Here is a 22,126-nt window from a genome sequence, read left to right as displayed (position 1 = left end):
ATAAATGTTGTCCTGCATCTTTTTTAAAACCCTCAAAAAAACAATTGTTTTGTTTGAACTATTAGAAAATCTACAGCCTGATTTTCCGCAATCATTTAGATTCATCGTAAACCCTGCGGGCGCACCAGCCGTGCTTGCCGGAGAGCCACAGATCAAACTGTATGAAACGGTGAAGGACGCTGTAAAAAGCAGCCCCATATTAAATTTCAAATGGTACCCGCTTGAGCGGATCATCAACCTGAATGCGCCTGAAACCAGGCCCACAGGTATCTCATTCCGGTTTACCTCTCCTAATGAATACGTCATTTCATTAATAGTTGACGATTACCCAACATACCGGCATTGCCGGGGAAATTACATCGAAGTAGCCATCAACCAGCCTGTCAGGGGGAAGCGGCGATATAAAAAGAGGCGAAAAGAGACCGAAGGGTTAGTGAATAACCAAGTGGCTACACCTGCATAAAAGCACCTTTCAAGGTGCTTTTTTTATAGACATTGGCGACAATTCCTGCGGTAACTTTATGCCATGATCATGAACTTTAGTTTTACGATAGATAACATTGAATTCAGGTTTAACTCCATGCATACGCTGCAACCCAAGCTTTTCCAGGTCTATGTCCAGATCGAAAACAAAACCAGGCGCTTTCATTTCAAATTAAATGATTCCGGCGATACTTTTGAATTTGCCCAAAGGGAAGACTGCCCAGCCACGATATTGGAATATGAAACTGAATTATCAGAACGGCTTAAAAAACAATACGGCTTTACATAAACCTGCCGCTGCTTTAGTCTTTACCGCTCCATCCAATCTTTAAATGCCTTCGCCCGCTTCTGGCTGATGATCACAGGCTCTTTAAAGGGTGGTTTAACGATGAGTTCCAGTTTGCCATATTCAAGCAGTTCAAAATGCTGGCAGGCGGTGAAGTTGACGAGCATTTGCCTGTTCACCCTAAAAAACTGCTTTTCGCTTAATTGCTGCTGTACCACATCGAGTGTTTCTGCAATAAAAAATTCGCCCTGCTCAAAAGTCCTGATAAAATTGTAACCCCCGTCATGAAAAATGTAAGCAACGGATGAAACTGGCAAAGGGATGTTCTGGGCACCCTTACTGACGATCAATACATTTTTTTCTTTAGGAACCGATACAACAGCCGGGCTTGCGTTAGTTGCCATTTCCTCCGCTATCTGCCATTTCCTGAAAAAGTAAAATGCGAGGTAATAAATATTGAGCATGAAGATCAGGGCAACAATAACGGGATAGTCATAACGCAAATACCAGGTGTGACGGATATCGTAGCCGAACGCTCTGAAATACAGGAAAGCTAAAATAAATGCTGCAATAGCGGGAAGGAATAATGCGAGCACAAATTGAAGCCCTAACCGGGGAAGCGGGTAAAGTTTCCAGTCATACTTCCGGTCTAAGTGCCGTATGACCCAATAAACAAGGTTGACGAGTATAAACGCAATTACAGCGCTAAATAAAAGGGAGCGATAATAATCCCACTTCACCAGCAACTGGAAAAAGGAATAGTCTTCACCAATGGTAACAATGATGTGCGCCGCAGTAACAGATATAATGATCCTGAAGTACAGGTCATTGTAATTTATAACCGGGCCTGCCAAAGACGATTGACCTCCAATTTGCATTTTCCTTAAACAAACATCAATAAAATGTGTTTTAATCAACATCATTTATCCTATAGTTATGCCACAGCAACCCTTCACCAATGCGGGAGTTCAGGCCAAAAAGGCTGAATTGTACGCGCTTTCTGACAATGAGTTAATTGCCCAGTCCAACCAGATCCAGAACAGTTTTAAGAACTGGATGACTGCTAATTTCGCCCTCGATGCCAGCCAGGCGGCATCGCTCGCGAACCTTGATGATGAATTTACCAGGTATGTAGCCTTCCAGGTCGGTTTTACGGTCAGGCACCGGGGGCCGATCATTATTGACAAGCATCCTTCCGAAAATACGGGCAAGCTCATTAAGACAACCGGTGATATGACCGTTCAGGACGGCCCAGCCGGTTTCAGCATGTCCGGCACGCTAACCATTGACATTTCCTTTGTCTAAAGCCAGGTAAGCTTTCGGAAAACCGCTTGATGTGTAATTTTATTCACGTCAATTTTACAATGTATTATTAATTTTTTAACTTTAAAGAATTAATACTCATTGTTATGGCCGTAATGTTTCCTGTTGCTGAGAAGGAACTGCTGACACGTTTGAGGTCGGGAGACAGGAAGGCTTTTGAGCAGTTGTATTATACTTACAATGATCGTATTTATGGCAGGCTGTTAAAACTTACCGCAACGGAATACCTTGCAGACGAACTGTTGCAGGACACCTTTGTGAAATTGTGGGACAACAGGGATCAGATCAACCCTGACTTATCTATCAAAGCCTGGCTTTATAAAGTCGCGCAAAATGAGGTGTTCTTATTTTATCGCAAAGTCGCCCGTGACAGGCGGTTACAGGAACACATTGTTGCCACATTCGCTGAAAGCTATTCCCATACCGAAGAAGATATTTACCTGAAAGAAAGCCGGGAATTACTCGACAAAGCCATTGACCAGCTGACACCGCAACGCAAAGAAGTTTTTACCCTTTGCAAAATAGAAGGCAGGAGTTACGAAGAAGTGGCACAACTCTTAGGCATCTCGCCCAATACAGTAAGCAGCCACCTGGTCAAAGCAACCAGCAGCGTCCGTAAATTTTTATTCCAATCCAAAGAAGGGGTCGCGCTTACAATTTCAATGGTGCTTTTCAAAAGCCTGTAATCCAGCGGCTAAAAAAAATCAAAAAAAATGCTTTTTGAGTAATGCTTTTTTTATTTCAAAGCATATCAGGGGAAATGTACCATTAACCCGGAAAATATGTTGTCAAGCTACCAGCGGTTTTTAGAAGGTAAAAGTTCAGAAGAAGAATTACGGCAGTTATTCAAAGATTTCGGAACAACGGATGAAGCCACCTTGCGGGTGCTTATTAAAGAGGCATTTGAAAATACCGGAACGGAATATACTTCCAGCCAACCAGACAAATTCCAGGGATTATTTCAAAAAATATCGGACAGAATCGACGACCGTCCCCATCACAAAAAGACTTTTATCGTAAACTGGCGCATTGCCGCATCTATAGCGGCAACATTAATAATTGCAGGTGGTTATTATTTGTGGTCGCTATCCCGGCCCGTTGAAATGAAAACAGTGACCGCAGCCTATGGCAAGCGGGTAGAAGTTTTTTTGCCGGACAGTTCTGAAGTCTGGCTGAATTCCGGCAGTACGCTTCAATACCCTGTAATTTTCCAAGGCAAAACAAGATTGGTGACATTAAAAGAGGGTGAAGCCTTTTTTGTCGTTACCCATGATGCCCATAAGCCTTTTGTAGTGCAAACGGGGAAAACCAACGTATCGGTTCTTGGAACTTCCTTTGAGATCGCTGCCTTTACCAAAGAACCGGAAACGCTGATTACGGTCAGCACCGGTAAAGTCGGTGTAGTTCCCGCGTCCTCTGCTCAATCCACCTTCCTGTTACCCGGCGAACGTGCCATACTTGACAAAGCAACGAATGTTATCAGGACAGTAAAAGTAGACATGGCCGATATTGCCGTATGGCGGCAGGGCAGGCTGCTGTTTGATGACCAGCCACTCGCAACCGTCATGGCAAGCCTTGAAAGGAAGTATAACGTCCGTATTGAGATCAAGAACAGCAGGCTACTGAATGAGAAAGTGACCATGCGGCTGGGTAACCAGCCTTTAGATAATGTGCTGACAGCGATCAGCTTTTCCAACCACTTTACTTTTAAAAAGATCAATGAGCAGTTAATAATAGTTAATTAATGTGTATTCCCTCCCAGGGAGCATAGCCGTCAATTTAAGTAGCTGTACTCATATATTGTTGATTTTCAGTTATTTAATTTTTAGGCGCGGTTTGCCCGCATGGGCAAACCTATGTATTTTTACTCTCATATTTTTCGTTTTTTAAGGCGGGGAGGTTTAGATGACCCCGCCTTTCTTATTTTTGTTTAACTATCTAAATATAGTATTTAAATATCTAATAATCAAATACTTATTACAATTTCTTCTATTTTTAACCTATGTTTTCTGTGCTCTTTTGAAAGGTGCTTTAAGTTTAATTTCTCCAACAGAGCTAACCACTTTGAGCATATCCCTAAAAGCTGCGCTCGCAATTCTTCTTTCGTAGAAGCGATTAGTCGATGCACCTTTAAAACACTAATTTGACCTATCTTACCGATAGCCATGCATATTTTCCAACTCAAAACTGCCCAGATCAACTTACTGTATAATATACTGGTTATACGATCCGAACTTCCTTTGGGGAACGTGTGTATCTTTAAAAACGACTTCCATGCTTTAAAAACCAATTCTATCTGCCATCGCAGGTGATATAACTTTTGGATCAATTCAGCGCTATATTTTTCGCTCACCAGGTTGGTAACAATAAAGTTAAACCCTGCCCGCTCTTTGAATCCCTTACTGGTGGTACTGCCTTTCTTTTTATTGTACTTTTCAGTATTGGCTATCCGCCTTGCCTTGAGCTCTTCACTTACCGGTTCTATTATTATCCTTACCGGCATCTTATCAGCTCCGATATATACCTGTTGATCAAATACGCCGGTTATGCCTTGTAGTTTCGACAACTCTAACTTTTGGTATTGGTCGTCCTTTAATAGATAAATCGTTGTTTTCGGACATAATTTATTAATAAAGAAAGCTTTGACTTTGTTAATATTGTTCATATAACTCAAGTGAGTGTAACCCAGATCTCTCATATATAATACCCCCGGCTGAATTGATGCCTTGTCCAGATGACTCTCACCCTGGTCATTTGCGTTGGCCGGAGTTACTTTGATATCGCTTTTACCACTTTTGATTTCAAATTCAAATTGTACAGATGCTCCCGCTTTCATCCCACTTCCTTTTGTTCCGGGGAATGTCTCTGCAATAACTTCCGGCAACGCGAAACGGGTAGAATCTTTGATACGGATCTCCAAGCCCTGTGTTTGCTCTTGCGGTAACTCAACTGCTATTAATTGCTCAAAAACGGCTTGTACAAACTTTGTCATATTGCTGTGATGTCTTTGATGCAATGCCTGCTTCGAAATATCAAGCCCATCCCTCCGCATTAACTGCATACTCATGCCGTTAAACGATTGATCTCCATCAAATAACGCCATATCCAATAGTTCCTTGCCTCCCACTTTTCGTTTGCGTTGTATAGCCTCTGTTTTACGGGCCAGGCCATCTAACACCGTTGGTTCAAATAGTTCCGAACTCATTCGCTCGAATAATGACTGCAATTTTGCAGTTCCGATTCTTGCTCTAAAAAAATTTTATCCCTTTTTTTTCTAAAGTTGACGGCTATGTCCCAGGGAGGGGGTCCGGAAATGACCGGGACAGCGCAAGGCCGTCCCGGATCATTTGATGTTGCTACGTCACAGTTTGGACGCTTCGACGCAGCTACCCGAGTTCAACAGTTTCACCCATTAAACACTAAACAAATATGGTAAAAATTTACCGTAACAGATTATGCTATACCTGTATGCGTATCACAACCTTACTTATCGGTATACAAGCCTGCTTTGCAACCCTACTGATTGCAGGCACCACGAGCGCCCAGAACGTCAGCCTGGACGTACGGAATACAAACGTCAGCCAGGTTTTTTCCACTATTGAAAAGCAGGCCGGTGTAACATTTGTTTACAACAAAACCATCCTCAAAGACCTGAACGCCATAACGATTAAAGTATCGAACAAGCCACTTGGTGAAGTACTGCAACTGATTTCATCCCAGCTTCCGCTTACGTTTAAACAATCCGGCAGCGTTATCGGCGTGTCGAAAATAACTGCGCCATCAAAGTCTAATGCTAAAGAGGCTAAGGCAGACCCAAAGCTGCTTTTAATGAAAATATCCGGAAAAATACTGGATGAGAAAGGTCAGCCGCTTGCAGGCGCAACCATACAGGTTAAAGGCACCGACTTAAAAACCTCCAGTGATATTAACGGTTTGTTTGAAATTAATAACGCTCCTGACAATGTGATGCTTGTCATGTCATTTATTGGTTACAGCACACAGGAGATAGCAATAAGTGGCCTGTCACAGCCGGTCACCATCCGCATGGAACCGGATAACAGTAAGCTCAGCGAGGTATCCGTGGTTTCCACCGGCTACCAGCAACTGCCTAAAGAAAGGGCTACCGGGTCTTTTGCGAAAATAGACAACGAAACCTACAACCGGGAGGTATCCACCGATATTATCAGCCGACTGAACGGGATCGCGCCAGGTGTCTTATTTGACAGCCGGTTCGGGAGCAAACAAAAGTTCAGCATCCGGGGCAGAAGTACGATACTGGCCAATGACAATCCATTGATCGTGATCGATAATTTTCCTTATGACGGGGATATCAATAACATCAACCCTAACGATGTAGAGAGCATTACCATATTAAAAGACGCGGCGGCGGCTTCCATCTGGGGGGTAAGGGCCGGTAACGGCGTTATCGTAATTACGACAAAAAAGGGCCGCAATGACCAGCCCCTGAAAGTGGAATGGAACAGTAATGTTACCGTCGGCAATAAACCCGACCTGTTTTACAGTAAAAATTTCCTGGATGCCTCCAATTACGTCGATGTAGAACAACTCCTTTTCAACAAGGGGTATTATGATGGTGACCTGAACAATACCACAACCCGTCCGGTCATTTCCCCGGTCGTTGAGATCCTCGCAAAGAAACGAAGCGGTGCGCTGTCTGCAACTGATGCAGATGGCCAGATCAATGCGTTACGGTCAAACGATGTGCGCAATGATTTTAATAAATTCTTTTACCGGAAGAGCGTCAGCCAGCAATATTCCCTGAGTATCAGCGGCGGCAGCGCCAAAACTACTTACCTGTTTTCAGCCGGGTATGATAACAACAGGCAAAGCGCTGTCGGCAATTCCTATTCAAGGCTTAACCTGAGCGCCTATAATTCGTTCAAACCCGTAAAAAACTTAGACCTGTCCTATGGCTTATACTATGTCCAGAGCGAGAGCGCATCAGCCCCTTCGGACTATAATTCCATAAAACTATCGGGTACAAAATCAGTATATCCCTATGCTCAACTTGCTGATGATGCAGGCAGCCCGCTTGCTTTGCCCAATTACTACCGGCTGAGCTACCTTGACGGGCTGGCGACAGGGGGCAAACTGCTTGACTGGAAATACCGGCCTTTGCAGGAGGTAAACGCTGCTGACAACAAAACCACGATTTCAGAGATCAGGTTCACCCCGGGAATTAAATACACGCTGGCGGACGGGCTGAATGCGGAGATCCGGTACCAGTATGAAAGGTCAACCTCCCTGAACCGCAACGACCAGGGCCAGCAAACCTATTTCACCAGGGACCTGATTAATAAATATACCTCCGTAAGCGGGACCACCGTCACCCGGCCGGTACCGGTCGGGGATATCCTTGACCTGGCGGCCAGCACGATGACCGGGAATACGGCCAGGGCGCAGGTAAATTATAATAAAGCATTTTCCAAACACGCTATTTCTGCGCTTGCAGGTACCGAAGCGAAACAATTAACGAATGACAGCTACAGTAACAGGCTGTACGGGTATAACAATGACCTCGGTACCAATAATTCCGCGCTCGATTATACCACTTTTTTCCCTTTCTATATTACCGGTTCCGGCAGTATCCCCAACACGGACAGCAATACGGGCGCGACCGACAGGTACCTGTCCTATTTCGCTAACGCTTCCTATACTTATGATAGCCGCTATATCCTGTCAGCAAGCGCAAGGATCGATAAGAGCAACCTTTTCGGTGTTAAAACCAACCAGAAGAGCGTACCGTTATGGTCTGCCGGTATTGCCTGGAACCTGGGCAGCGAAGCTTTTTATCATATCGGCTGGCTGCCTTACCTTAAATTAAGGGCAACTTACGGCTACGGGGGCAACGTGGATAAAACCGTGACCGCACTGACTACAGGGTCTTACACTACCGACCTGTATACGGGGGCGCAATCGGTAAAGATCACCAACCCCGGAAACCCTGAATTACGTTGGGAAAAGACCGGGCAATATAACCTGGGCGCAGACTTCGAGACCCGAAACAGCATCCTGTCCGGTAGCGTTGAATACTATATCAAAAAAGGCGTTGACCTGATCGGCAATTCCTCAGTGGACCCGACTACCGGTATTATTAACGGGGCCAACCAGTCTGTGGTCAAGGGGAATTTTGCCGACTTTAAAAGTCATGGCATGGATATACAGCTCAACTCCCGGAACATTGACGGCCACTTTAAATGGGGCACCAGCCTGCTGGCCAGCTACAATAAAGACGAAGTGACCAGGTACAACGTAAAGACCACCGCCGCCAACTACCTGAACTTCGGAAGCGGCACTGACCCTAACCAGTTGTACCCCTATGAAGGCCACCCGGTGTATTCCATATACAGTTATAAATGGGCCGGGCTTGACCCGGCCACCGGTGACCCGATGGGCTATGATGCCAATGGCAATGTATCAAAAGATTACGTCTCCCTTACCGCTGTTGCCCCGGACGGCCTTGTATATAACGGCCCGGCTTTACCGGTAGTGTTTGGTTCCCTGCGGAACACTTTTTCCTATGGACCGGTATCGCTTTCCGTAAATATTGCGGGTAAATTCGGGTACTATTTTCGCCGAACCTCCATTAATTATACAGAACTTTTTGTTAACTGGACTGGAAATGCAGACTATGCTAAACGATGGCAACAGCCGGGCGATGAGCTAACAACCAATGTGCCCTCCTTCCCAACCCTGCCGTTGAACAGTAACCGGGACATGTTTTATAAATTTTCAGGGCCGCTGGTTGAAAAAGGTGACCACATCCGGTTACAGGATGTGCAGCTCGGTTATGACCTGGATAGAAAACAATGGCGGAAATTACCCGTGAACAGCGTGCGGTTTTACGCTTATGCCAATAACATAGGCATCCTGTGGCGGGCTAACAGGTCCGGGACAGACCCTGATCTTTATGGTTCCACGCTGCCGCAACCATTTACCCTGTCATTTGGCTTTAAAGGAAATTTTTAACTACTGCATTATGAAATCAAAGATCACCTTCCACATACCATTCAGCGTTTTAAGACTTCCCGGAACGTCGCGGGCGGCCTTATTATGCGTGCTGTTCCTGCTTGTATTGAATTCCTGCAAGGATAACTGGCTGGATGTCAAACCTAAAAAATCCCTGGTAGTGCTATCTACCCTCACCGACCTCCAGTCGCTGCTGGACAATTCTGCGGTCATGAACGGCAACCAGAACGGCGTGTCCCCCAGCATGGGGGAAATAAGCGCCGACAACTATTACCTGGCCTATAGCGACTGGCAGTCCGCCGTTGAAATTGAACGGAATTGTTACCTGTGGTCAAAACAGATCTTTAATGGCAATACTTCCCTGGACTGGAACCGGGCTTACCAGGCGGTCTATTATGCCAATACCGCGCTGGAAGACCTGGAGAAGATCACCCAGGACAACAGCAACCAGGCTGACTGGAACAATATAAAGGGTTCGGCGCTTTTTTACAGGGCGTACTCGTTTTATGCGCTTGCTGAAATTTTTGCCCCACACTATAAAGCCGCCACTGCCGGCAGCGACCTCGGCATTCCCCTGCGGATGACTTCCGACCTGAACGAGGTATCAGCAAGGGCAACCGTCCAGCAAACTTTTGACCAGGTCATTGCCGACCTTAAACAGGCTGAAAATATGCTTCCCGTTACCCCTTTGTATAAAACAAGGCCGTCAAAAACTGCCGTGGACGCATTGCTGGCAAGGGTGTACCTGAGCATGGGCGACTATGATAACAGCCTGAAATATGCGGACAGCGCACTGGGCCTTTATAACAGCCTGATGGATTACAATACCCTCAGCCTGACTGCCGCATACCCGATGGCCAGGTTCAATGCCGAGGTTATCTTCCAGAGCATCCTTAACAGCTCTTCGATCTGGTCATCCAGGCACAAGGTCGACCCGGCCCTGTATGCTTCCTATAACGCCAGCGATCTGAGGCAGGTATTATTTTTCAAGACCAATACGGACGGGACGAAATTCTTTAAGGGAAGTTACAATGCCGGGACCCTGTTTTTCTGCGGGCTGGCGACCGATGAACTGTACCTGGTCAGGGCCGAATCACGAGCCAGGAAGAAAGACGTGAACGGCGCTTTGGCTGATCTTAATTTCCTATTGAAGAGCCGGTTCAGAACCGGGACGTTTGTTCCGGTGACGGCTGTGGATGCCGATGATGCATTAACGAAGATACTGGCGGAAAGGAGAAAAGAATTAATATTCAGGGGTTTGAGGTGGACTGACCTCAGAAGGCTCAATGAAGACAGCAGGTTTGCGATGACCCTTACACGCAGTCTTAATGGGACTGCCTATACCCTGTCGCCACTTGACCCGCGGTACACGCTGCCTATCCCCGATGACGTGATCGCCGCCAATCCATCCATCATTCAAAATCAACGTTGATCTTCAAAACCACAACAGGAGGCGTAATACCCCTCTTGTTGTATTATGCCGCAATTTTAACTTATACGCCCTTTTATGAAAACCGTTCTTATCCTTCTTTTTTGCAGCCTGGCAACGGGTGCAATAAAAGCTCAAAATATACCATCCCTGAAACCCAATGGAAAAACCTATCCTGCTGCCGGGTTAAAAATAGGCGACCAATGCCCCGACTTCCAGATCGGCAATATTAAAAACTATAAAAGCGCTGCCGCCCGTTTGTCTGATTTTAAAGGCAGGCTGGTGATCCTTGATTTCTGGGCAACCTGGTGCGGCCCATGCCTGAAAGCGTTACCCAAACTCGATTCGCTGCAAAAGAGGTATCCCGGCAAAATACAGGTACTTGCCGTCACCAATGAAAGTAATGCCGTAGTCAACCGTTTTTTTTCCAACACGCCGGACCGGGAATTAAGGAAACTTACGTTACCCATTGTTTTCAATGACGTACTGCTCAACGGGCTTTTCAAACACAAGACCATACCGCACGAAGTATGGATAGACGGCAACGGGACCGTCCGGTTCTTTACAGATGCCGATGATGTGGACATTAAGAACATTGATGCGTTTTTAAACAGGCAGCAGGTTACCATGCAGGTAAAAAGCGAACTACAGTACAATAAGCTGAAACCGTTATTGATGGGCGGGGCAGACTCAGCGCTCATCGACCTGCAATTTTCCTCCGTTATCACGTCCTATATAAAAGGCCTGCCTTCGCCGCGCGGTTACACAAAGACCGGGAACCTGCATAAAATATATAACAACAACGCCCTTATCCAGAACCTCTACAAAATGGCCTTTGGAGGATTTAACCCCTATTTTTTTGCCTACAACAGGTCGAGGCTGGAAGTAAAGGACTCCACCAGCCTTTATTACTACTGGACAGGCAGGAAGATGGACAAGGCGCTCAAAGACAGCCTGCTCAAAAAGAGCGCTTTCTGTTATGAATTGACGGTGCCCCAATCCATCCCCGAAGACAGGATGTTTGAGATCATGCAGTTTGACCTGAATAAATTCTTTGGGGCAAAATTTGGCATAGAGGGGGGCATGGAAAAAAGAAAGGTAAAATGCCTGGTAGCTAAACGGATCGGCCCGGAAGACAGGCTCCGGTCAAAAGGGGACACCACCTTCATCGATGCTGATGCTTTCAGGTTCCGTATCAGAAATAAATCCATAGACCTGTTTTTTAAGAACCTGGCAGGGCTATACCTCCAGGACATCCCGACACCGATCGTCAATGAAACGGGTTATAATGATAACGTGGATATGGATATTAATGCCCACCTGAATAATCTTGAGGAAGTAAGGGAACAGATGCGTAAATACGGCATGGATTTTTTTGAGGAGGAACGGGAGATCGACATGATCATTATCCGGGATAAAGCTGTGAAGTATTAACGCCCCAGTTCATAGGCCATGAGTGCATCCTGATAGACAGCGAACAGAGTCCTTTTATACACGGCGATCCTTTTGACCCGTTCATTATGGTGGTCGGGCAAATAGAAGCTTCCCTGGTATTGGCCTGTGGCAACAGAATAAATGTCTATGACCGCATTACTCCTGAAGGCTTCCTTTTGTTCATTATCCGATGTCAGGTTTGAATTTATATAAAGGAAGCTGTCATAGGCACAGCACGCCCGGTTAACTATTTTGTCAGGCTCCGGGCTGGTTAGATATCGGGCATAATGGCTTTTGATCATTGCCCGCTGCTTTGGGTACGTACCTGTGGTATCAATGGTATGCCCGTAATATTTGATGGAGAGGCCGGTATCAATACAGAGAAATGCGTTAGAAAAGAAACTTACGTATAGGATGGTTTGTTTCTGTTCATCAAAAAACATCATCCCGTCAAATGAAGGGGAGCCTGCTTTGAATAACCGTTTTTCATTTACCTCATTTGATGCAGGATCAACTTTTCTGAACCGGCGGTCGTCCATGTTGCCATCATACCCTAACAGGTAGAAATGACCATTATAATGTATGCCCTTGTGGAAAAGTACCGGTGGCTTATAACCCGTGACCACGGGACCTTTCATATCGGACTTAAAAATGGTATGGGCATTGAACGCAAATACATAAACGCCCGAAGTATCTACCTGCGTGAAAAAGTACGAAGCCATTTTTTTATTGCCTGACAGGTTTAAGGTGATTTCGTTCAGGGGATGAAGCGAATGCGTATAGCTGATAATACGACCGGGCATTTTATCGGCAAAGAAAACCACGGAATCATTGATCCCGCAAATATCTGTAATAGTCCCTGTATTGGGTGTTTGGCAGGATAGTGTTACTTGGCCGTCCTGAAACTTCCTTACAAACCCGTTGCTTTTTTCATTAAGATGATAGGTGATCTTATATAATATCCATACGGGTAACACCGGAATTACCAGAAGCGATAAGAGGATAAGAAGTTGTCTTTTGCCCACATGGTTCAGTTTGGAATTAAAAGGAAGGATAGCCGGACCGGCTATCCTTTATGAATCCTTGACCAGGGTTTAGTTGTTGTCTTTAGGATAGTATTCAGCGGTACCGTCAGTGATGATAACGCCGCATTCAACCTGTGAACCCTGACATTGTTGCGCTACCTGTGCCGGATCGCTTGGCGTATTATATCCCGAACCATCCCACAGGAATGCCTGTTGAGTGCCGGATGCCTGTGTACTAACGGCTCCTGCAAAACTTAGCGTCAATGCAATAACTGCGAGTGAAATTTTTACCTTTTTCATGATTGGTGTTTTTTAAAAAAGAAAAAGCCTACTATTTTTTACAGGTATTCGGCTACTCCTGTCTGCTGGCCGGCAATATCTTAAATAGGTTGTGTTAAACGATTTCCCGGTGCTGCGCCCGTTGATTTATGATTGATGATCCCCGTTATGTTTATTGCAATGCAGGCGATGTTAAAAATGATATGGCCCTTCCAGGAAAAGCCTTGCAATATCCCACCGCAACTGCATGGAATGTAGTAACTGAAGTTTAAAATAAAAAGGAGGTAAAAGGTGAACATCACCAGCATGACCAGGGAAAAGTACAGCCCGGAAGTGTTAAAACGTCTGATAAGCAGGAGGGCTGCTATTACCAGTTCCGTGACTGGCAATACAACCGCTATGATCCCGGAAAACCCGGTGAGCAATGGAGATTTTGCCAGCTGCACCCTGAATGTCGGATAATCCAGCAATTTGGACACCGCCGCATAGACCCACAGGCAGGCAAGTGCCCCGCTGATCAGTTCCCGCCAGGTAAAAAGTTTTTTTAGTAACAGGATAACAATTATGGGCGAAATGATTTCAAAAAGCAATTTTGTGTTCATGGATAAAGTTTTTAAAGATGACTTTAAAAAATGCTTTCCCACTCCGATAGTCCTAAAGGTTTAAATGAGTTCCTCTCTTGTCCGGTGTAAAGTTAGAACGGTATTATATTACGCTGTTTGTCATTTCAGGTTTTTGTTTTCTTGTTTTTTCAGGCTTTTCACCCCTTTTCCTGCTTCTTATTCCCTTTTGAATGGATAGGCGCTTCTCCAAAATGCGACCGGTAAGCCGTCGTAAAACTGGCATGGCTGGTATAGCCTGCCAATGCCGCAACTTCGTGAACAGGTATATTTTGCGTTATCAATTCCTTAGCTTTTTTCATCCGTTTGTCGATAATAAATTGATGTATGGCAGTTCCCGTAAATCTTCTGAAATTTCTCTTCAGGGTTGAACTATTCATTCCTGACAAATGCGCAAGTTCATCAATGCTTAAATCCTCTTGCAGATTATTTTCAATATGCATTCTGACCTTCTCTATATTATTTTCCATAATTGCAAGCTGGTCATCAAGGTCTTCTATGCCTGAAAAGTCCCTGATGAACAATACGAGCAGGTCCATGATTCGCCCAATCTCTGTTAAATTCCTTTCGGGTTCCTGTTCTTTGTTATAGATGATCTTCCAGACCAGGTTCCTGATTTCCCATGTGATCCTGGCTGTATATTTTAAACGCCCCGAAGCGCCTGGCTCCCGGAGGATCTTGGCAAGCAGTTGTGTGATCCTCGGATAACTTTGAGCCATGCGCTCTGCGCATTCAGGCTCAAAATCAATATGAAAAAAATGATAGTCCCCAGGGTTGAAAATAACCTGGTTGTCCTTCGATGCCATTCTATACAAATGGTACCGCCCTTCGGGTATGACCAGTTTGCCGATGCCTGGCACCTTACAGTTCACGGTGCCCTTTAAGACATAACTCAATATAAACAGGTTCACATCGGTGTCCGGGTAAAAAGCAACTTTTTGGGAGATAAAGAAATGATGCTGCCAGATATTGTAAAAATTACCTTGTACTTTCTGCGACAGCATGACGCCAAATGGCCCCTCTGAGTAAGTAATGATTGCCGATGGCATTAATAATTTCTTATAACGCTCAGGTATAATACTGACAGTCCTGATCTGCTGTTGTATGGAATCGTCCGCTTTGAATATCATCATACTTGATTGAAAAAGTAGAAGAATAACAAGAGGCGGCCTTTTCAGGCCACCACGGACAAGAGAGGGAGAGAACTGCAAAAATACCACGCAGGGTTTTTTCCTCCTACAGGTAAAAAACTGGTTTTGTCATTTTCCTTATTTAAGTTTTTTACCTGTAGTTTTATTGCGATAACCAATTTAACTTTATTTCCCTTTTCCAATGTTCGTCCGATAATGCCTCTCTCTTTTCCTTTGCAACGCTAAAAACCGGTGCGCGTTTCAAGTACTTCATTCCGGTAATTCAATACTTCACTGACTATTTTCCCTACTTCGGTTGTTCTGGCAGCCCGGGAATTTCCCGATCACCTCATTCCCTGTATAGATTTGCCCTCAGCAACCGGTTGTAATTCAAGAAGTTATTTTTTACATTAAATACCTGTGATATGGAATTTGTGATAGCATTATACCAGCAATTGGACCAGCAACTGGTCCGGATCGAAACGGAAAGCCATGATGTATTGGAATGGTCAAAACAGTCCTACTATGCCGTAGAGGCAGCCATGCAAAAATTAAAGGAATATATTATTGCCCATGACTTTAAAGATGCTGCCGAGGAGATCCAGTTCTTTAAGGAGTTGAAGCCAAAGTTTTATTCGAGGCTGATTTATTACCTCCGTTTGTTCGAGATCGAGGCCAACAAGCCTGACGGCTCTTTAAGGGCCAGGAAGAAATACCTGAAAAAACAATTGGCTAAAATCAAAAGGTACTCCGTGGAAAACAACACGTTTTACAAATATTACCGCTCGGGGGCTACCCACATGGATGAAGCCTATTTCACCAGGGCGAGATTTGACCTGCTGATCGGGCTGGATATTACCTACTTTGATTGCGACAGGCATTTCTGTACCAGCCACGACCTCAAAGTATCGGTCATGATGGCCAACGAGCATCTGGTGCCCTACCTGGAAAAATGTCTGCAAAAGCTTTGCGATCAGGCATCCAATGTACAAATGAACCCAGCGGAAGACCTGAAATTGCATTGGGCGGAAACCAAAACGGCTTTTGTGGAACTCATGTACAGCCTGCAAAGTACCGGGGCGTTCTACAATGCCAAAACGAAGGCCAAGGCGGACATCAAGGACATCGCCCGTTTTTTCGAGATCGCCCTGAATATGGAACTGGGTAATTATTACCGGCTGTACTATGATATTACCCTGCGCAAAAAAGAGCCCGCGCCATTCCTTGATAAAATGAAACAGGAATTTTTACGAAGATTGGACGACCCTAATTAAAAAGCCGATAAGCCTATTCGTGTGCCCATGCTTTTTGCCCTGCATTTGATGCGGGGCTTTTTTATACATGGAGGGTACGGTAAAAATAAATTTTACCCAAGTTGGTCCATATTGTGAATTATAATTTTTAAGTCCGGCCACCTTTGTTCCGACAATAACGAATAGAATTCGCCACTTAAAAATTAAAAAAGATGTTCAGTAACATTACATGGGGTACTTACTGGTCTTACACCGCAGCCGCTACCGCGCTGTATTATGTGAGCCTCGGCCTGGTCTTCTACAGGCATGATCTTCAGAACCTGGCGACAGGTAAACGGAAATTATATTTATTCCGGGGCGCAAAACAGCCTTCACAGGAAAACGCTTTCCAAACTAACGCCTCGGCACCGGGGCCTGTGAAGGTTTCCGCAAACAGTACTTTGGCTCCCGACCTTGACCAGGTTAGTCAACTGATCAACGAACTACGCTACGAGGTGATCCCCAAAGCGGGCAAACATGCTACCAAGGAGAAGCTGACCGTCCTGTTCAGCAATTACCTCTCAGGTATCAAAGGCAACCTCCCGGTAGAATTAAAAAACAGCATCCTTCAGTTAATGGCAAAAGAAGCTGCCGAACAATGCGGCGTTAACTTTTCAACCGAAGAATTACAGCAATTAGGATAATACGAATACAATAAATCAACAACGACTGCGCAGTCGATTCCAGCATGGCCATGCACCACATTTTAAACAGGTGCAAAATGAAAAAACAACATCAAAAACAGAAACACAATTTAAAAAGCAGAGTAACCGCATTAGTCCTTTTAGCGGCATTATATGCCACCAGCGCTTACCCGCAGGACGGGAATGCGGGCATCAACCAGGCAACCACCCAGGTCAAAAGCTACTTCGCCGCAGGCACCAACCTGATGTATGCGATTGGAGCGATCGTCGGCCTCGTGGGGGCGGTGAAAGTCTATAACAAATGGAATCACGGGGAACAGGACACCGGCAAAGTCGCAGCAAGCTGGTTTGGCAGCTGCGTGTTCCTGGTAATAGTGGCAACAGTCCTGAAATCTTTTTTCGGGGTATGACAACGGGAACGCTGCGTACCCGTTGCAAAGTGCAGCGGTACGCTACCCGGTTATGGAGCCTTTTTTTCCTGGCAAGAGCGCTCACAGGTACAGTGATCCTGATCATGGCGGTAGCGGCTACAGGGCTCTGTTATCTCTTAGCCCTGCCCGTGATTTTATTGACCCGCTTAAACAGGCCGTGATGGAAGAACTGCTATTAGAAAAGCTGTACCGCTTTATCGTCCATAACAATCCAGACCTGCTGGTTACGTTACAGGGCAGCCAGAAACTGGCGGACTACATGGAGCAGCGGCTGCAACAGGTAAAACCACAACTGGCTGAAATACAAGCCTCCGGTAAACCGGCCCATATCATAGAGGACAAATGCATGGACGTACTTACCGCTGAACTGCGGCCGTCACGCTTCCATTACATACGGGCAGTGCTCGAAGCCGAATTTGAAACGGCCTACTACAGGTATGTCAACAACGGCTCGCTTACCTACCAGGTCATCAGCCTGATGGAGGAATGTAACCCGGTTTTTGACGACTTCGGTTTCAGCGAGGAAAACCAGCATCACGGGAAACTACGCACGGCCATTACAAACACCATCCGGTTCCACCTTCAAAATGATTGATCAAAAGAACAAAACATGGCAAACAGTATCTATTCCATCAACAAGGCGATCAATAAACCCATAGAATTTCAGGGGTTGAAAGCGCAGTACATCGCCTACCTCGCGGTTGGCCTGGTCGGGCTGCTGCTGCTCTTTTCCATCCTGTATATCTGCGGCACACCGGTGCTCATCTGCCTGGTTTTGATAGGCTCCCTCGGCACCATCCTGTTTATGACCGTCAACCGCCTGTCCCATAAATACGGGCAATATGGCCTGTTAAAAAAGGCGGCAAAGAAAAGCGTGCCTGCTTATGTCCGCTTTCACTCTTACCAATTATTTACCACACTTAACCACAAAACACATGGCACAGGCAATTGACATCGAACGGGTATTACCTATCTATAGAATAGAAAATGACTGCCTGCTTTCCGTGCAGGGGGATATTACCGTGGCCTATGAAGTTACCCTGCCGGAGATTTTCAGCCTCTCCAACGAGGAATACGAGGCATTCCACCAGGCATGGATCAAGGCCATTAAAATCCTGCCCAAACACAGCATCTTCCACAAACAGGACTGGTTTATTTCCGATAAAGTGGCGGCCGATTTTGAAAAGGAGGATATTTCCTTTCTTAGCCGCGCCAGCGAACGTTTTTTTAACGAGCGCCCTTTCTTGAACCACCGCTGTTATATCCTGCTCACCAAAAAACCGGCAGGCCGTAAACCGGCAAGTTCCTTATTTTCCAACCTGCTCAGAAGGTCAATTGCGCCGGAAATCACGGTCAATCCAACCCTGTTCCAGGAGTTTTTAGACAGCGCCGGGCAGTTTGAGCGGATTTTATCCGACAGCGGTTTTGTGAAACTAAATCGCTTAAACAATGATGCCCTTGCCGGAATAACCGGTAAGCCGGGCCTGTTGGCGCAGTACCTGTTCCTGCAATCGCCCAGCGAAACGCCAACCATCCGGGACATCCATTTTAAGGATGGTCTGAAGATCGGGGAGAACACCTGCCAGCTCTATACTTTATCGGATGCCGAAGACCTGCCCGCCCTGTGCGGCAGCCGGATCAATTACGATAAATATTGCACGGACAAAACAAAATTCAGCGTCGGCTTCGCATCCACTTTAGGGCAGCTCTTATCGTGTAACCATATCTATAACCAGTACCTATTTATAGACGATACCGCCAAAACCCTAAAGCTGCTGGAAAGCAAACGGCGCAGGCTGCAATCGCTTTCCGCCTATTCGAGGGAAAATGCCATCGCAAGGGATGCCACCGCAGAATTTCTGAACGAAGCCATTGCCGCGCAAAGGCTCCCGGTCAAAGCGCACTTTAACGTACTGGCCTGGACGAATAACCCCGCTGAACTAAAAGACCTGCGCAACCAGGTGGCCTCCGCAATGGTGCAGATGGATGCCAGTCCCAAGCAGGAAACAGACGGTGCACCGCAGATCTTCTGGGCGGGCCTGCCCGGCAATGAAGCCGACTTTCCCCTCAATGATACCTTCGACACGTTTGCAGAGCAGGCCGCCTGCTTTTTAAACCTGGAAACCGGTTACCGCAGCTCCATAAGCCCTATTGGCATCCGCTTGGGCGACCGCCTCACCGGCAGGCCGGTCAACGTGGACATCTCCGATGAACCCATGAAAAAGGGGCTCATTACCAACCGTAATAAATTCATCCTCGGGCCTTCAGGCTCAGGTAAGTCTTTCTTTACCAATCACATGGTCCGCAGCTACTATGAACAGGGCACCCATATTGTCCTCGTGGATGTAGGCCATTCCTACCGCGGGCTGTGTGATTTGGTAAAAGGTTATTATTTCACCTATGATGAAAAGAATCCCATCCGCTTTAATCCCTTTTATATCGGTAAGGGTGATGTACTGGATACCGAGAAGAAAGAAAGCATCAAGACTATGCTGCTTGCCTTATGGAAAAAAGATGATGAAACCTTTGGCAGGTCGGAGTATGTCGCTTTGTCCAATGCCTTGCAGGGGTATTTTGAAAAGCTGGATAAGGACAATTCCCTGTTCCCATGTTTCAATACCTTTTATGAATACCTGCAAAACGAGTTTTCCGCCATCCTGAAAGCCGATATGGTCAAGGACAAGGATTTTGACATCGGCAATTTCCTCTACGTTTTGCGGCCTTATTATAAAGGCGGCGAGTTTGACTACCTGCTCAACGCCACCGAAAACCTGGATTTGCTCACCGAACGCTTTATTGTTTTCGAGCTGGACAATATCAAAGACCATCCCATTTTGTTCCCGGTGGTGACCATCATTATTATGGAGGTGTTTATCAGCAAAATGCGCAAACTTAAAGGCATCCGCAAGATGATCCTCATTGAGGAGGCATGGAAGGCAATTGCCAAGGAAGGGATGGCCGAATACATTAAATACCTGTTTAAAACGGTCCGGAAATTCTTCGGCGAAGCCATTGTCGTTACCCAGGACGTGGAAGATATTATTTCCTCCCCCGTGGTCAAACAGGCCATCATCAACAATTCGGACTGCAAAATACTGCTGGACCAATCGAAGTACCAGAACAAGTTTGACCAGGTACAGGAACTCTTAGGGCTGACGGACAAGGAAAAAGCACAGGTGCTATCGATGAATAAAGCCAACGATCCGGCCCGGAAGTATAAAGAGGTTTTTATCTCGCTGGGCGGCATGTTATCCAAGGTCTATGCCACGGAAGTATCACCGGAAGAATATTACGCCTACACCACTGAAGAATCGGAAAAGGTCAAAGTACAGCAGTATGCCGCAAAATTCGGCGGCGATATGCGCAAGGGGATCGCGGCCTTAGTACAGGACCTGCAACATCAATGAACCAATTAAAGTAACTGCTATGAAAAGGACTTTTATTTTATGCTGTGTATTTATGGCGCTCTTATCGCCTCAACAGCAGCTTTATGCACAAATCCCCATTGTCGGGCTGATCAATTCGGCCATAAAAAAGGTGATCACCGCCATTGACCTGAAGGTGCAGCAACTGCAAAACCAAACGATCTGGTTACAGAACGCGGAAAAAGAACTCGAAAACAAAATGGCATTGGGTAACCTCAATGATGTTTCGGGCTGGCTGGACAAAGAGCGCAATTTATATAAAGGGTATTACGATGAACTGGCACAGGTCAAAAAAGTGATCTCCGGTTACAACGCCGTAAAACGGATCATTCAGCAACAGGCACAACTGGTAAGCGAGTATAAGAATGCTTACAGCCTTTTCCGCCAGGACAACAACTTTACGCCTACGGAGCTTAGTTACATGGGCACCGTCTATGACGGCATCTTGCAGGAGAGCGTACGTAACCTCGACGAAGTGATGCTGGCTATTAACTCCCTCAGTACGCAGATGAGCGATGCGCAAAGGTTGCAGATCATCCATACCGCAGGCAATCATTTACAACGCAACCTCAATGACCTGCGCCAGTTCAATGCCGGTAATATGCAACTGACACTGGACAGGGCCAGGCAGCGCAAAGACATGGATGCGGTAAAACAGCTTTACGGACTGCCTAACAAATAAGCGTATGAAAAAGGTCTTCATTTCCCTACTGTTCACTGTTGCAGGGCAAGGTTTTGCAACAGCACAAATACTGGGTGGAATTTTCAGCCAACAATCCACGAAGGCAAAAATTATGGCCCAGCAGGTTGCCGCCTATGAAACGTACCTGCGCTACCTGAAAAGCGGGTACAGCACGATGCAGGACGGGCTGAACACCATGCACGATTTAAAGGACGGCACTTTTACCATGCACGGAAACTACTTTAATTCCTTAAGCCGGGTCGCCCCATCGGTACGCGGCAATAAAAAGATCAAGGGGTTTACCGACCTGCTCGCACAACTGGAAACCACCTTTGACCAGGCCCTGAGCTGGCAGCAGGACAAGGCCATCCTGGGTGGTGATGAAATTACCTATATGCAAACCGTTTACCGCCATTTGCTCGAAGACTGCAACACGGAACTGGAGGAATTAACGCTCGTGATAACTGATGGCAAACTACAGATGACCGACGAGCAGCGGCTAAAAAAGATCGACGGGCTTTATGCAGCCATGCAGCAGCAATACAGCTTCGCCCGCGCCTTTTGCGACAGGGCTTACCAACTGGCGGTCAGCCGGAATACCGATAACATTGACCGGCAGGTACTTAAAAAATTGTATGACTTAAACTAAACGG

The 22,126-nt window shown here is 46.0% G+C and carries 22 protein-coding genes; 16 read left to right on the top strand and 6 right to left on the bottom strand.

All coding sequences use genetic code 11. From position 1 onward, the window contains the following. Positions 1-49 precede the first annotated feature (49 nt). Entirely contained in the window at positions 50-463 is a 414-nt protein-coding gene (locus MUCPA_RS00525; RefSeq protein WP_157543780.1) for a hypothetical protein, read from the top strand. Between the two features lie 69 nt (positions 464-532). Next, complete coding sequence (locus MUCPA_RS00520) at positions 533-772, top strand: hypothetical protein (RefSeq protein ID WP_157543779.1); 240 nt, start codon at positions 533-535, stop codon at positions 770-772. Between the two features lie 20 nt (positions 773-792). Here the strand turns inward: MUCPA_RS00520 and MUCPA_RS00515 are convergent, their stop codons facing one another. Further along, positions 793-1,692: a LytR/AlgR family response regulator transcription factor gene (locus MUCPA_RS00515; RefSeq protein WP_008503848.1), complete on the bottom strand. Its 900-nt coding sequence runs from the start codon at positions 1,690-1,692 to the stop codon at positions 793-795. Between the two features lie 13 nt (positions 1,693-1,705). Here MUCPA_RS00515 and MUCPA_RS00510 point away from each other — a divergent pair, with 13 nt between their 5' ends. The 3 genes from MUCPA_RS00510 to MUCPA_RS00500 all read left to right on the top strand — a co-directional run bounded on the left by MUCPA_RS00510 (position 1,706) and on the right by MUCPA_RS00500 (position 3,837). After that, complete coding sequence (locus tag MUCPA_RS00510) at positions 1,706-2,074, top strand: hypothetical protein (RefSeq protein ID WP_008503847.1); 369 nt, start codon at positions 1,706-1,708, stop codon at positions 2,072-2,074. A 104-nt stretch (positions 2,075-2,178) separates the two neighbouring features. After that, positions 2,179-2,778 (top strand): RNA polymerase sigma factor, encoded by a 600-nt coding sequence (locus MUCPA_RS00505; RefSeq protein ID WP_008503846.1) that lies wholly within the window; start codon positions 2,179-2,181, stop codon positions 2,776-2,778. A gap of 96 nt (positions 2,779-2,874) precedes the next feature. After that, the gene (locus MUCPA_RS00500) at positions 2,875-3,837 is read left to right on the top strand and encodes a FecR family protein (protein WP_008503845.1); all 963 of its coding nucleotides are present in this window, start codon (positions 2,875-2,877) and stop codon (positions 3,835-3,837) included. A 221-nt stretch (positions 3,838-4,058) separates the two neighbouring features. Here the strand turns inward: MUCPA_RS00500 and MUCPA_RS00495 are convergent, their stop codons facing one another. Next, positions 4,059-5,297 (bottom strand): IS4 family transposase, encoded by a 1,239-nt coding sequence (locus MUCPA_RS00495; protein WP_008503844.1) that lies wholly within the window; start codon positions 5,295-5,297, stop codon positions 4,059-4,061. A gap of 224 nt (positions 5,298-5,521) precedes the next feature. Between MUCPA_RS00495 and MUCPA_RS00490 the strand changes: the two genes are divergently transcribed. From MUCPA_RS00490 to MUCPA_RS35510, 3 genes are all read left to right on the top strand, one after another. After that, positions 5,522-9,082 carry a SusC/RagA family TonB-linked outer membrane protein gene (locus MUCPA_RS00490; RefSeq protein ID WP_008503836.1) on the top strand — a complete coding sequence of 1,187 codons (3,561 nt, stop codon included), beginning with the start codon at positions 5,522-5,524 and terminating at the stop codon, positions 9,080-9,082. 10 nt (positions 9,083-9,092) lie between these two features. Beyond that, the gene (locus tag MUCPA_RS00485; protein WP_008503835.1) at positions 9,093-10,514 is read left to right on the top strand and encodes a RagB/SusD family nutrient uptake outer membrane protein; all 1,422 of its coding nucleotides are present in this window, start codon (positions 9,093-9,095) and stop codon (positions 10,512-10,514) included. 75 nt (positions 10,515-10,589) lie between these two features. Continuing rightward, positions 10,590-11,945, top strand: a complete 1,356-nt coding sequence (locus tag MUCPA_RS35510) for a TlpA family protein disulfide reductase (RefSeq protein WP_008503834.1) — start codon at positions 10,590-10,592, stop codon at positions 11,943-11,945. On the opposite strand, the gene MUCPA_RS00475 is transcribed toward MUCPA_RS35510, so the two are convergent. From MUCPA_RS00475 to MUCPA_RS00460, 4 genes are all read right to left on the bottom strand, one after another. Continuing rightward, the gene (locus MUCPA_RS00475; protein ID WP_008503833.1) at positions 11,942-12,970 is read right to left on the bottom strand and encodes a hypothetical protein; all 1,029 of its coding nucleotides are present in this window, start codon (positions 12,968-12,970) and stop codon (positions 11,942-11,944) included. The two genes, MUCPA_RS35510 and MUCPA_RS00475, sit on opposite strands and share 4 nt — an antisense overlap. Before the next feature lie 69 nt (positions 12,971-13,039). After that, positions 13,040-13,270 (bottom strand): DUF6520 family protein, encoded by a 231-nt coding sequence (locus tag MUCPA_RS00470; RefSeq protein WP_008503831.1) that lies wholly within the window; start codon positions 13,268-13,270, stop codon positions 13,040-13,042. Positions 13,271-13,350: 80 nt separating this feature from the next. Then, positions 13,351-13,851 (bottom strand): MauE/DoxX family redox-associated membrane protein, encoded by a 501-nt coding sequence (locus MUCPA_RS00465; RefSeq protein ID WP_008503830.1) that lies wholly within the window; start codon positions 13,849-13,851, stop codon positions 13,351-13,353. Between the two features lie 158 nt (positions 13,852-14,009). Beyond that, positions 14,010-15,002, bottom strand: a complete 993-nt coding sequence (locus MUCPA_RS00460) for an AraC family transcriptional regulator (RefSeq protein WP_040625563.1) — start codon at positions 15,000-15,002, stop codon at positions 14,010-14,012. A 422-nt stretch (positions 15,003-15,424) separates the two neighbouring features. Here MUCPA_RS00460 and MUCPA_RS00455 point away from each other — a divergent pair, with 422 nt between their 5' ends. The 8 genes from MUCPA_RS00455 (at position 15,425) to MUCPA_RS35505 (ending at position 22,122) form a co-directional block, all read left to right on the top strand. Then, complete coding sequence (locus tag MUCPA_RS00455) at positions 15,425-16,273, top strand: RteC domain-containing protein (RefSeq protein ID WP_008503827.1); 849 nt, start codon at positions 15,425-15,427, stop codon at positions 16,271-16,273. 191 nt (positions 16,274-16,464) lie between these two features. Further along, entirely contained in the window at positions 16,465-16,935 is a 471-nt protein-coding gene (locus MUCPA_RS00450; protein WP_008503824.1) for a hypothetical protein, read from the top strand. Between the two features lie 77 nt (positions 16,936-17,012). After that, entirely contained in the window at positions 17,013-17,345 is a 333-nt protein-coding gene (locus MUCPA_RS00445) for a DUF4134 domain-containing protein (protein WP_008503822.1), read from the top strand. Between the two features lie 52 nt (positions 17,346-17,397). After that, positions 17,398-17,961, top strand: coding sequence for a DUF1896 family protein (locus tag MUCPA_RS00440; protein WP_008503820.1), 564 nt, complete (start codon positions 17,398-17,400; stop codon positions 17,959-17,961). A 15-nt stretch (positions 17,962-17,976) separates the two neighbouring features. After that, positions 17,977-18,318 (top strand): DUF4133 domain-containing protein, encoded by a 342-nt coding sequence (locus MUCPA_RS36760; RefSeq protein ID WP_008503818.1) that lies wholly within the window; start codon positions 17,977-17,979, stop codon positions 18,316-18,318. After that, positions 18,302-20,773 carry a TraG family conjugative transposon ATPase gene (locus tag MUCPA_RS00430; protein WP_008503816.1) on the top strand — a complete coding sequence of 824 codons (2,472 nt, stop codon included), beginning with the start codon at positions 18,302-18,304 and terminating at the stop codon, positions 20,771-20,773. Before MUCPA_RS36760 ends, MUCPA_RS00430 begins: the two co-directional genes overlap by 17 nt. Positions 20,774-20,792: 19 nt before the next feature. After that, positions 20,793-21,473, top strand: coding sequence for a hypothetical protein (locus MUCPA_RS00425; RefSeq protein WP_008503815.1), 681 nt, complete (start codon positions 20,793-20,795; stop codon positions 21,471-21,473). 4 nt (positions 21,474-21,477) lie between these two features. Further along, complete coding sequence (locus MUCPA_RS35505; protein WP_008503814.1) at positions 21,478-22,122, top strand: hypothetical protein; 645 nt, start codon at positions 21,478-21,480, stop codon at positions 22,120-22,122. Positions 22,123-22,126 lie beyond the last annotated feature (4 nt).

It is taken from the genome of Mucilaginibacter paludis DSM 18603, from assembly GCF_000166195.2.
GTDB classification, from domain to species: Bacteria; Bacteroidota; Bacteroidia; order Sphingobacteriales; family Sphingobacteriaceae; genus Mucilaginibacter; species Mucilaginibacter paludis.
Note: the sequence above shows the minus strand (reverse complement) of the source record. Positions and strands in the feature narration are given on the sequence as shown.